Source organism: Sunxiuqinia dokdonensis, assembly GCF_001270965.1.
In the GTDB taxonomy this organism is placed as follows: Bacteria; Bacteroidota; Bacteroidia; order Bacteroidales; family Prolixibacteraceae; genus Sunxiuqinia; species Sunxiuqinia dokdonensis.
The window spans coordinates 46,268-58,969 of the sequence record NZ_LGIA01000151.1; the positions used below are offsets into that span (position 1 = coordinate 46,268).

A 12,702-nucleotide genomic window follows, 5' to 3' on the forward strand; every position below is an offset into this window, starting at 1 on the left:
GGAAGTGCTCCCACACCTCCTTTCAAATTGCCCAAATGAGCAGATTAAATTTTAGTAATTTAAACACCCAAATTTATGAAAAAAAAGATGAATTTGTTATGCCTGGCTTTCGCTGGGTGTAGAAAAATTTTTAGAACTATGAGAATTTCTCTATTTCTTATTTTAATCAGTACATTGCAAATACTAGCAGGAAACGGCTACTCGCAATCTACACGACTAACCTTGGACATGAAAAATGTCACAATAAAGGATGTACTTTCTCAGATTGAAGATCAGAGTGACTTCTACTTCCTTTATGACAATAAATTGATCGATGTTCACAAAAAGGTTGATATTTTTGCCCAAAATGAGCAAATTGATGTGATCCTGAGAAGGCTGTTTGGTGAAGCCGAAGTGAATGCAGCTATTCGGGACCGACATATCATTCTTACACCTGGAGGAGCTTCTGTCTCTCAACAGATCCTTAAAGTTTCTGTTTCTGGAAAAGTAACTGAAGTTTCTGGTGTCCCACTGCCCGGTGTAACTATTATTATTAAAGGAACAACCAAAGGTACAATAACAGACTCTGAAGGAGACTATTCACTTACAGATGTTCCGGGAAACGCTACCTTATTATTCTCTTTTGTAGGGATGAAGACGCAAGAGATTGATGTTTTGGGCAAGTCAACTATTGACATTACCATGACCGAAGATGCAATAGGCTTAGAAGAAGTTGTAGCTGTTGGTTACGGAACTCAAAAACGTGGTAATTTGACAGGGGCTATTTCATCTGTTCGGTCTGAAGAAATCCAAATAGCCACGCATTCAAGTTTAGCCCAAAAATTGCAGGGGAAAGTAGCTGGGCTGAATATCCGTCAAAACTCTGGACAGCCTGGCCAGTTCGACAATAATATACAGATTAGGGGATTTGGAAGTCCTATGTATGTTATTGACGGAATTATTAGGAATGATGCGGGAGCATTTCAGCGATTGAATCCTGAAGATATTGAAAGCGTGAGCGTCCTTAAAGATGCATCTGCTGCTATTTATGGTATCGGAGCCGCAAATGGGGTAATTATTGTGACTACCAACCAAGGAAGCAAAGAGAAGACAACATTCAATTATAAAATGGTTACAGGTCTATCAACTGTGACTGACCGTGTAAGACAAGCTACTGCCGCTGAATACACGACGATGTTGAACGAATCAGCATTATATTCCAACCCTGGAAGGGTTTCTTCACCAGCTTATACCAAGGAGGAACTCCAGAAATGGCAGGACGGAACACTTCCCGGATATGCAGGAACTGATTGGTGGAATTTGACGATGAAAGATTATTCCACTCAAACGCAACACAATTTATCGGCCAGCGGAGGTAACGAAAAGGTGACTTATTATATAGGGTTGGAATATGTGAATGATAATGGAATGCTAAAAAGTGGAGATATCGGGTATGATCGGGCGAATGTTAGAAGCAATATCACTGCTGATCTTACTAAAAGTCTCAGGGTGAGGGTTAACATTGCGGGTCTGTACGATAAAGCGTACTCTCCAGGAGAAAGTTTTCCACAGATCAGCCGCAATACTGTTGTAACTCTCCCTACCGAGTATCCTTACGCCAACAATAATCCGCTATATCCTGCCACAACCAATTTAGGTGTAACGCCGCTGGCTGCCTCTCAAAAAGATTTGACCGGTTTTAACGAAAGTGAAAACAGAAATTTGCAATCAAGCTTTGAACTGAGATATACTGTGCCGTTTATTAAAAACTTAATATTGACCGGTACTGGATCATATGACCAAGGAAACTATTTGAACAAGAACCTTTACAAAGGCTTTTATACATATACCTACAATGCTGAAAATAACACATACAACGGTTTGTTCAGAAGGCCGGATCAAAACTTATATAACCAATCTAGTACAGGCAACAATTATATGTTGCGTGCGAAAATTGATTATAATATCATAATTGGAGCAAAACATGATATAGCTGCCATGGTCGTTGCTGAAGAGTTCAAGGGGTGGAGCCGCGGGTTGGAAGGCAGAAGATATTATGGAGATTTTTTTACAAATGATCAACTTCGGTTTGCAAGTGATGCCAATCAAACCACCAATGGTTGGGAAGACAGAAATTCAAGAATAAGTTATATTGGCCGAGTGAATTATACGTTTAGCCAAAAATATCTGCTCGAGTTTGCATTTAATTATAATGGGTCATACCGTTATCACCCTGACAATAGGTTTGGTTTTTTTCCTGTCGTTTCCGGAGCATGGAGAATGTCCGAAGAAAATTTTATAAAAAACAAAGTGCCTGCAATCACTAATTTAAAACTCCGTGCATCATATGGGGTATTGGGAACAGATGCCGGCAACCCATTTCAGTATATACCCGGGTTTACCTTTGGAGGGAGCAGCTTTTGGGAGTTTACTAATGGAACACAGCTAAATGGACTTCAATCGCCGGCACTCACCAATAATTTGTTATCATGGATGACAAACGAGACAACCGACATTGGCTTTGATCTTAATTTATGGAATGGAAAGCTTGATATAACCGCCGATGTGTACAACAGGGAGCAAAAGGGACTGCTTTCTACGCGGGCAGTGTCATTGCCTAATACTTTTGGAACAACTTTACCACAGGAAAACCTGAACAAGAGCCGCCAGACGGGTTTTGACCTTGTTATTGGACACAGGAATACCATCAGGGAGTTTACCTATGCGATCAGTGGAAATATGAACTGGGCCAGGAATATGGTTCGTTATAACGAACGGGCTCCATTTCTAAGCCAGCGTGATCGGTGGTTGAGCGAAGATGCCCCGGACAGATGGACAAATTTCGTGCGTGGGTATCAGACAGAAAAACAATTTGAAAGTTTTGAAGAAATAAATAACTCACCTTTACAAGAATTCAGCAGTATCAGAGAGTTGCCTGGTGACTACAAGTTTAAGGATATCAATAATGACGGTATTATCAATGGAGAAGATGCCTTAATGCCTTATAAGTTTGGCACTACACCACTATTGAACTTTGGGTTTATGATCAACTTGGAGTGGAAAGGTTTTGATGCTGCGATGTTATTTCAGGGCGCAGGCGGATATACCGTGAGATATACCGAAACGCTTGCTGAATGGTTTTGGTTTTCAGGCAGTTTGCCTGCATATTTTATGGATAGATGGCATCAGGCAGATCCCTATGATATCAATAGTGAGTGGATTCGGGGTGAGTGGCCTGCACCGAGGCCCAATGGAACACAAACCATGCAAAAAGGGGTAGAGAGCGATTTATGGAGGAGAGATGCAACTTATGTAAGGCTAAAAAATTTGGAGTTAGGGTATACATTTAAACCTTTGTGGCTTAAATCGGCAGGGATACAGCGATTGAGGGTGTATACGAATGGTTTCAATCTTTTTACCTGGACCAAAGATCCATTGGCCAAAATACTGGATCCTGAAAAGACTGCCGGTCCCGGGACTGCAACCTATGGGCACAACTACCCATTAACCAAAAACTACAACATTGGTCTTAACCTAACTTTTTAGTTACCAATATAAACATAAAACTATGAAGACTTTAAAGAAATATGTCGCAATACTTGTATTGACACTTTTTGCTTCCACTGGCTGTAATGATATTTTAGATCTTCAGCCGCAGGACAAGCTGCCTATAGAAGATGTATTTAGTGATCCAAATGGGTTGAAATTGTATTTGGCCAATCTGTATTATCAAATGCCGGTCGAAGATTTCCGTTATGGCGAAGAAGGGTGGCATTCCAACACAAATGGTGGACGCAACAGGGCAATGTATACCGACGAAGCTATACATACCGAGTGGTTAGGCAATTACGGAGTGGCCAATGGCTATATGGCTCCCCATTATTGGGAACAGGGATACCGTCTTATCCGGGACGTAAATTTACTTTTGGAAGCAGTTCCCACGCTGGATGTTACAGACCAGACTAAAACATACATAACCGGTGAGGCTCTTTTTATAAGGGCTTACGCTTATTTTGGATTAGCGATGCGTTACGGGGGGGTACCATTAATTACCGAATCTCAAAAATATGATCCCAATGATTTAGAATCTTTGAAAGTTCCCCGCAGTACAGAGAAAGCTACCTATGAATTTATCTTGTCAGAATTGGATGCTGCGGCTACCAATTTACCCGACTCATGGGGAAATGAAGACGGACGAAGGGCTACAAAATGGGTTGCTCAGGCTCTAAAATCAAGGGTTGGCCTTTATGCCGGATCACTTGCTAAATACTGGCATTTGGCCCCACTGGAAGGTGAAGCTGTCGATAAAAAGTTAGTGGGGATGGAAGCTTCCGATGCAAACGCATTTTTTGCAGCTTCCATTGCTGCATCTGAAGCTGTCATGAATTCTGGAAAATTTTCTTTATACGCACCAACTCCTTCAACCCCGGGAGAAGCGACGGAGAACTATATAAAAATGTTTCAGGATCCGAATGTGGCTCCTATGGAGGCTATTTTTTTAAGAGGATTTAACGTTGTTGGAAGGGGCCATAACTACAACTTCTGGTTCAGTCCTGCACAGGTAAGGGCTGGGGCCCCATACCCTGGGCGTATGAATCCATTGGTTGAGACGGTTGATCTTTTTGAGGAGTATTCACATCCTGGAGAGAGCGCACCAATTATAACGACGACAGATCCTAATGATGTAAATGACTATAACGGTTACAATCCATCAAAAACTTATTTGCATTTTGATGAACCCTTGGATCCGTTCAAAGACAAGGATGCACGATTGCACGCATATACAGTTCTTCCTGGCAGTATGATGCGAGGAGTTAAGATAGTGATACAGGCCGGCTTAATTATGCCAGATGGCACTCCGCAAATCAGGACAGGAGTCCCTTCTGAGGGAATTTCGGTGAATGGCGTTACCTATTGGCCTTGGGGAGCACAAAACCCTGATGATTATTCAGGATTTAATTCGAACTCTAGTGTAGCAAGCCGAAACACAAAAACCGGGTACTCAATGCGCAAATTTCTTCCTGAAGCCGGAACTGCTCAGTGGAACGCAGGCACAAATGACTGGATAGACATGAGATATGCTGAGGTTTTATTAAATTATGCTGAAGCAGTGGTTGAGAGTGGCTTGGGAGATGCAGCAAAAGCCTCCAAAGCATTAAATGATATCAGAAGGCGTGCGGCTTTTATGACTCCAATCCCTTTAACCAAGGAAAATGTTTTTCGTGAAAGAAGGGTTGAACTGCTATTTGAAAACAAAAGGGATGCGGATATGAAAAGGAGAAGGGAGCATCATCAATACTTTAATAATAGACTGGCCTGGGCTATGTTGCCTGTACTCGATTTAAGTGTTAGTCCTCCAAAATATATATTTATCCGTGATTTATTTCATGCGACAGTTGACAGGCCATTCCCCATTGATTGGTATTATTATCCGATTGTTAATGTTGCCGGTAATGGTCTAGTCCAAAATCCAACAGGATGATTAACCCTTCTATTTGAGACAAAAACATTCTGTAAAAATTTAATTCAATTGTTATGAATAATATTAGATATATCTTGTTTTTGATGGTATTGATTTTTGTATCATCATGTGAAATTGATAATTATGATGCTCCAAACGGAGAATTATATGGCACCTTTATCGATGTTGAGACTAATGAACCAGTTCAGAGTGAGATTGTTCAGGGAACTGTAATCCAGCTAATTGAACTTGGATGGGCGGAAAACCCAACAAACATAACACAGACGTTGTTGGTTCAAAATGACGGCACCTATAGAAACAGTATGATTTTTGAAGGCGAGTATCGCATCAGTGCTGTTCAGGGAAATTTTCAGCCAGTCGCTCCAATAGAAACCTTTGAAATCAAGGGAAGTACAAAACTGGATTTTTCTGTAACACCCTTTTTAAGAATAAAGGATGCGTCTGTTGTCAAGAATGGTAATATGGTGACAGCTACTTTCAAAATTGAGAAGACTACTGCCGATAATGTTGCCCGAATAGGTCTTTATGCTCATCCGAACGTAGCAGTCGGTGTAAATACAAGCCTGGTAAGAGCAGAGAGTTCAACAGATCTGAATAGTGATCCTAATATAACATACACTCTCCAGATCAATTTGAATAATCAAAATTTTATTGCTGGAAGATCATACTATTTCCGTATAGGAGCGCTCAGCAGCGTCGCTGGCGCAAGATTTAATTATGCACCCGCGATAAAAATAACCATTTAGGTACTTTCAACGAGGCTGCTTTCTCAGATTAAAAAAGTCACGATATGATACATTTCATTTTTGACAAAATGATATCTGGAGTGAAGTATTCAAGCAAGGGGGCAGCCTCGTTAGCCACCAAACCGTAAAGGTCAATTATTGGGCACGATTGCATACATCATGCTGCTCTTTATCGGACAAGGATAAACTCAGATATTCATCTGGGATAAAGTTTTAATGACTCATTGTCGGTTTATGCTTGCTGTGATTTTATTTGTGCAAGATATTATCTGACTCTATTTTATATCCAAAGTTTTTGTAGCCCGAAAGAAATCGGGGCGAATTTTTAATTACTAATCATACAACACCGAATGAAAAGCAATAAAATTCTATTTTTCACACTGATTTCACTCCTTTCAAATGTAGCAGCTTACTCTCAAAAGCTAGTGGTAAAACCGCAGTCTGCAATTATCGAAACCAGCGAAGGAAAACCATTTTTGTGGATTGGCGATACCGCATGGGACCTATTCAGTGATCTGAACAAGGAGGAGTCAGTTTTTTATCTGGAGAACCGGAAAGAAAAAGGATTTACAGTCATTCAGGCTACTTTAATCATGGGAGGTTTTAATCAGTCAAATGCTTACGGAGACGCCGTTTTTCTGGATAAGGATCCGTCAAAACCAAACGAAAAATTCTTTGAATACGTTGATTATATTGTAAATGAGACTGCAAAAAGAGGAATGTTCATGGGGCTCCTCCCTACCTGGGCCAATAACGTTGTTGCCAGGGATGACGGAAAAGCCAATTTCAGCACTGAAAGTGCATTTACCTACGGCCGTTTTCTTGGAAACAGATACAAAAACAAACCTGTGATCTGGATACTGGGGGGCGACCGAAATGTGCATACTGATGATGAATATTTGATTTGGGAAGCAATGGCAAAAGGCCTTCAGGAAGGAAGCAGTGGAAATAACCTGATCTCCTATCACCCAACCGCTCCCATATCCTCCCATTTCTGGTTTCACAATGAACCCTGGCTTTCGTTTAACACCATCCAAAGCGGCCATTTCAAAAAGTTTCAAACCGAAATTTATGAATTTGGGATGGTGTTTCAGCAACTTGATCCCATAAAACCGTGGGTAAACTCCGAGCCTGCGTATGAAGATATTCCGGTGCTATTCTGGCATTATTTTGATTATGAAAAATTTGGTAAAAAGAAAGAAGATGTCATCGGTGAAGATGGACTGATAAAAGACAAAAGTTTCTTTCCGGACGGTTTCTTTGATGATTATGATGTGCGCATGGAAGCTTACTGGACTTTTTTCTCCGGCGGAGTTGGATATACCTACGGAAATAATGCTATTTGGCAAATGTATAAACCGGGAACAAGATATCACGTCCCTTGCCTGACATTCTGGGACGGGGCATTGGACCGTCCCGGGGCTGATGATATGAAGCATGTCAGTAAACTTTTCACCCGCTACCCAATGGGAAGTTTTCATATCGACCAGTCTGTCATCTACGGCACTAATTTTCTCAACGAAAGCAATATCAGGGCAGTCGTTGGCAATGACCAATCGTACATCTTGTTGTACTTAAACAAAGGGCAGGAAGTGCGTGTCAATTTGAGCAAATTAATTCGTAATGGGACAGCTTCCTGGTTTGATCCACGTGAAGGTTCTATAGAAAAAATTGGCACGGTTGAGAACAAGGGCTTTCAACTGTTTGATCCTCCGGGCGAAGCAGGGGAGCACGGGAACGACTGGGTTTTGATTTTAGAAGCTGCCCAAATGTAAATCATTTAAAGTTCAGCCCACATAAAAACATATCCATATGCTATGATGAAAAGACATATTTTTTGGACTATTTTTATATTTTTATCCATATGCTGCGCCGACTTTTGCTTGGCCGGTACTTTTCAACCCGAACAAATAAGCGACACTGCGACGGTTTATAACGTCAAAGAGTTTGGTGCTGTTGGAGATGGTGTTACAATTAATACCGAACCTATCAACCGCGCAATTGAAGCTTGTGCTTCCAGCGGAGGAGGGGTAGTCCTGGTACCCGAGGGAAAATTTGTTACCGGCACCATTTTGCTTCAAAGCAATGTCACGCTGTACCTTGAAAACAAAGCAATCATACTTGGCACCAACGATACCAGGCTATACAAAAGTTTTAACATCAGGCGGGAGAACCCTGACCGGCCTATTCATTTGCCTGTCAAAGGTAATTCAGTATGGTCCCGTTCGTTGATCCTGCTTGACAATGTGCAGCATGTTACCATCACTGGTACCGGGACAATTGACGGAGGCACTGTTATTGACAAGCAGGGTGAAGAAGGATTTCGGGGACCGCATGGAATTTTGATTGGCGAATCGTCAAATGTGAAAATATCTGATGTGAGGATTTCGAGATCAGGAAATTACAATATTCTTGGAGCTAATGTCGAAGATGTTGAATTGAGCAACCTGACGATAACAGAAGGATCAGACGGCATTCATATCAGGGGTGGCAAAAATATACAGGTCGAAAATTGTAAAATTTATACCAGTGATGATGCTATTGCAGGAGGATATTGGGAAAATACACTAATTTCAGACTGTCTGATCAACAGTTCATGCAATGGTGTGCGGTTAATTTTGCCGGCAACAGGGCTTGAAATTAAAGATTGCGAAATATCGGGTCCCGGGGTTTTTGGACACAGGCGGGGCTCATTAAACAATCCGCTGGTTACCAATTCGCTGACGGGGATCATCATGCAACCGGGAGCCTGGGGGATCGGTTCCGGAAACCTGGAGCAGATATTTATTCACGACACTCGGATCAGAGATGTTCAAACGGCTTTGACCATCGTGCTAAACGAAGGTAACAATGGAAATGATATCCGGGTGGAAAATGTGACAGCGACCGGGATTTACCGGAATGCCTGTTCGGTAGAGGCCTGGCCTGAAGGAAGCCGGTTTAAAAATGTCTCGTTCAAAAATGTGTCGATAACCTATCATGTTAATGAAGAAGCTATCTTCAGTACAAGCGGTTTCGAAAGACCCCGCACTGAATCAAGACCGCTTCCGTTTTGGGGATTTTATATGCGCAACGTTGATAATATTACGTTTGAAAATGTTCGTTTAGATTACACCGGTAATGAGGTGCGGCCTATGATGGGGTTTGATAGGGTGGATAACATATTTTCAAACGGGCTGTCGTACCGCATTGTGCCAGGGGTGGATGCGATTAAAAATGCAGGAAAAGCAAAAATCAGGAACATAGCACCAAAACCATTTAAGTAGCATAAAGCAATGAGAAAAAGTAAAAAGGCAATAAAAATAGCGGTTACAGTGATTTTGAGCTGTATGATGTGTTCCTTTAGTGCGCAGGAAGAGTGGACCCGTTTGCTTGACAAAGATTTGACAGCATGGGCAACCTACCTCAGCTACAGACATCAAACCGGCTATAACGGGAAGGTTCCTCAAGATGAAGATGGGAAACCTGTAAAGCCAATCGGTTATAATAAGAAAGGACAAAATGTTTTTTCGGTAATTGAACAAAACGGTGTGTCGGTTCTAAGGATATCGGGGGAAATCTACGGATGCGTTTTTACAAAACAGGATTTTGAAAATTACCACCTGAAAATGAAGGTAAAATGGGGAACCAAAAAATGGGATCCGAGGTTGAATGAACCGATGGACTCGGGGATACTATACCATTCGCGGGGAGAGGCCGGAGTGGATTACTGGCGGTCATGGATGTTGGCCCAGGAATTTCAGATAATGGAAGGCGGTTTTGGTGATTACTGGGCTATTGCCAATAGTGGCTGCCACATAAAAATGAAAGATCCCGGTAGCAGAAGCGATATGGGCATCTTTGATCCTGACGGAACTGATACTGCGATGGGGGCAGGCGGAAACAGGAGTGGGTTTGTTCAGCACAGCGCCGATTACGAAAAACCAGGGGAATGGAACGAGGTGGAGCTGATCTGTTTTGAAGATAAAAGTATCCATATCATTAACGGCCATGCAGTGATGGCCCTTTCACAATCGGTTTACCGGGATGGGGAAACACTCAAACCGCTGGTAAAAGGTAAGATCCAGCTACAAAGCGAGGCTGCAGAGGTCTTCTATAAGGATATTGAAATCAGGAAGATCAAAGGAATACCACATCAATTCAAAACACTATTTCAGTCACTATCTAACCTGTAATTTATGAAAAGCAGTACCTGTATACGCAACATGTTGTTTATGCTCCTTCTTCTGAGCGGGCAAGTTTATGCTGGCGGGAAATCCTACCTGATTTACCCTGCCCCGGCAGGTGAAGTACTGAATGAGGACTATCGGGTGACAATTGAAGGTGAAAGTGTTCCGGTATATTCGGTTAAAGTGGCGCCAAAAGATCAGCAATTGCGATGGAAAGCAATGGATGACAAAAAAAATTCAGCCGATTATTTCGAAGTGGCGGCATTCGCCTATTTTGATTTGAAAGATGAGGTCACCATTGAAGTAACTAACCATGAACATATCCACTCAGTTAAAATACTGCCTTCGTCTGCCGGGATTGTCCCTCATGTTGAAGGCAAAACCGTTTCATTTAAAGTGGCTTCACCAGTTAATCTCACGATCGAAATTAATGGCGAATGGGTTCGCTCACTGCACCTGTTTGCCAATGCTTTTGAGGAGAATGTCCCAGAAGCGGATGATCCGGATGTCATTTATTTCGGACCCGGAATCCACCACGTCAGCAATATGGTTGTTGGCGATAACAAAACAGTTTATGTTGCGGGCGGAGCCATTGTCCGCGGAGTCATTAAACCGGAAGAACCATATACTATCAGCGGCTATAGCGGGCTCCGGCTTTATACGCCTACCTTCCACCTTCAGGGCAAAAATATTACTTTCAGGGGACGTGGAATTATTGATGGCAGCCTTTGCACCACCCACTCACGGTTCATGATTTTTGTGGAAGGTGCTGATATAAACCTAGAAGGCGTTATTTTGAGGGATGCCAGTCACTGGACCATCCCGGTGAGAAGATCAGACCGGGTACACATCGATAATTTAAAGCTTCTTGGTTATCGGGCAAATTCTGATGGTATTGATATCTGCAACAGTCGCGAAGTGTTGGTTGAGAACTGTTTCATCCGGACACTGGATGATCTGGTAGTCGTCAAATCGGATGGAGGAGAAGGTGAAACGAAAAATATTGTAACCCGAAAATGTGTTTTATGGAACGAGGTCGCACACGCTTTGAGCCTTGGTGCCGAAATCAGTGAAGACATTGACAATGTTCTGTTTACTGATTGTGATATCATTCATGACAAAGGAAGAGAGTGGACGCTCAGAATTTTTCATGCCGATGCAGCGTTAGTCAAAAATGTACGCTTCGAGAATATCCGTATTGAAGAAACACAAAGATTTATCTCTTTGTGGATCAACAAGGCAGTGTGGACCCGCGATAAAGAACGGGGGCATATTCAGGGGGTGGTGTTTAAAGACATATGGGCCACAGGTGATTCGCTCATTGTAGAACTGCTGGGGTTTGACGAGGAGCACCTGATAGAAGATGTGCTTTTTGAAAATGTTTTCTTCAACCAGGAAGTCCTGACAACGGACGATATCCACAGTAACTCTTATGTAAGGAGAGTTTTTGTCCGTCCGCAACCTGAAAAAAAAACAATAAAAAAATAACAGATATGAAATTCAATTTTTTCTGCAGGCTTTTTATTCTAATTGCATTTATTTTTTCCAATGTCCACATCAACGCACAGTCCTACCCGTTTGGAGAGCAGATTTCCCGTTTCATGCAGCAAGACAGTATTTTTTTTCCCGAGAAAGGCCAGATACTTTTTATTGGTAGTTCCACTTTTACCCTCTGGCACGACGTGGCCGGTTATTTCCCCGGTTATCCGATTATCAATCGTGGTTTTGGCGGATCAGCGCTTCCCGATCTTATCTATTATGCCAATGATGTTATCCTGCCTTACCAGCCCAAACAAATTGTTATCTATTGTGGTGAAAATGATTTCGCTCGGGAAGAATCTTTATCTGCTGAAGTTGTTGCCGACCGGTTTGAACGGTTATTTGCTGAAATTAGGGCTCATCTTCCCGAAACGCATGTCGCTTTCGTGTCAATGAAGCCTTCCCCAAGCCGGGTGCACTTGATGGGAAAATTTGAGGTAGCAAATAAATTGATCGAATCCTTTTTAGCTGAAAAGAAAAATACGGCATTTATCGACATTTACCATCCCATGCTGAACGAAGACGGCACGCCTAAACAGGAAATTTTCAAGGAAGACAATTTACACATGAATCAGAAAGGATATCAGCTTTGGCAGCCGATCATTGAACCGCATTTGTTAAAATAGGATGAAAGGAGAATGGAGAATCAGCATCGGAACAACTAATTTTGCTGATACCACAAATTCATCCAAAAAGATTATACCATGAAATGGACATAAGGGCAAAAGCTCATATCATCCGAAGATGCATAAATGGCTATTCCATGAGTACGTTTAGAATTCAACAA

At 42.0% G+C, this 12,702-nt stretch carries 8 protein-coding genes; all 8 read left to right on the plus strand.

Going from position 1 to position 12,702, the window contains the following annotated elements; all coding sequences use genetic code 11:
- Positions 1-75: 75 nt before the first annotated feature.
- The 8 genes from NC99_RS10570 to NC99_RS10605 all read left to right on the plus strand — a co-directional run bounded on the left by NC99_RS10570 (position 76) and on the right by NC99_RS10605 (position 12,541).
- On the plus strand, positions 76-3,525 hold the full coding sequence (locus NC99_RS10570) for a TonB-dependent receptor (protein ID WP_053183443.1): 3,450 nt from the start codon (positions 76-78) through the stop codon (positions 3,523-3,525).
- A gap of 22 nt (positions 3,526-3,547) precedes the next feature.
- Entirely contained in the window at positions 3,548-5,461 is a 1,914-nt protein-coding gene (locus NC99_RS10575) for a RagB/SusD family nutrient uptake outer membrane protein (RefSeq protein WP_053183444.1), read from the plus strand.
- 53 nt (positions 5,462-5,514) lie between these two features.
- Positions 5,515-6,207 carry a DUF3823 domain-containing protein gene (locus NC99_RS10580; protein ID WP_082326427.1) on the plus strand — a complete coding sequence of 231 codons (693 nt, stop codon included), beginning with the start codon at positions 5,515-5,517 and terminating at the stop codon, positions 6,205-6,207.
- Positions 6,208-6,557: 350 nt separating this feature from the next.
- Complete coding sequence (locus NC99_RS10585; protein WP_082326428.1) at positions 6,558-7,982, plus strand: glycoside hydrolase family 140 protein; 1,425 nt, start codon at positions 6,558-6,560, stop codon at positions 7,980-7,982.
- Positions 7,983-8,024: 42 nt separating this feature from the next.
- Complete coding sequence (locus NC99_RS10590) at positions 8,025-9,473, plus strand: glycoside hydrolase family 28 protein (RefSeq protein WP_082326429.1); 1,449 nt, start codon at positions 8,025-8,027, stop codon at positions 9,471-9,473.
- 9 nt (positions 9,474-9,482) lie between these two features.
- A complete protein-coding gene (locus NC99_RS10595) occupies positions 9,483-10,382 on the plus strand; it encodes a 3-keto-disaccharide hydrolase (RefSeq protein WP_053183450.1) in 900 nt (299 codons plus the stop codon).
- Positions 10,383-10,385: 3 nt separating this feature from the next.
- Positions 10,386-11,864: a glycosyl hydrolase family 28 protein gene (locus NC99_RS10600; RefSeq protein ID WP_053183452.1), complete on the plus strand. Its 1,479-nt coding sequence runs from the start codon at positions 10,386-10,388 to the stop codon at positions 11,862-11,864.
- Between the two features lie 5 nt (positions 11,865-11,869).
- Entirely contained in the window at positions 11,870-12,541 is a 672-nt protein-coding gene (locus tag NC99_RS10605) for a GDSL-type esterase/lipase family protein (RefSeq protein WP_053183453.1), read from the plus strand.
- The last annotated feature ends 161 nt before the right edge of the window (positions 12,542-12,702 follow it).